This is a genomic window from Empedobacter sp. UBA3239 (genome assembly GCF_002362875.1).
GTDB classification, from domain to species: domain Bacteria; phylum Bacteroidota; class Bacteroidia; order Flavobacteriales; family Weeksellaceae; genus Empedobacter; species Empedobacter falsenii_B.
In genome coordinates this window covers 3,250-3,663 of record NZ_DEVJ01000038.1, presented here as the reverse complement: position 1 = coordinate 3,663, position 414 = coordinate 3,250, and positions in this window count along the sequence as shown.

Below are 414 nucleotides of genomic sequence, written 5' to 3'. Positions count from 1 at the left end.
CATAATTACGTGAATAAGAGAATAATTAGTAGTTCTTTATTTATTACTTTTTGCTTGATCAAAAAGTAATCAAAAAATCAAGACTGCGATTTTCGACGTTCAATTACCATTTTACGCACTAAAAAGATTAAATGATTCGCTATCGCTCACTAATCTTTTTTACGCTTGTTTCCATGGATTGAAGCTCGTCTGCAAATCGTAAGTCGACTCTAAAATCCGTTGATAAAAGTGATAACGAATCTGAATTAGAAAAAAGGATTAGAAAAATCCGACGATTTAGAATCGAAATGCAATTTAACTCTAAATTATTGGAATAAAAAAGTTGGAGTGTCTGAGTGAAGCGAGTTGCCAACTTTATGGAGATAATTTAGTTAGTTGAATTACCTGAGCCATTCCATGGCTCCTCCTCTTAAT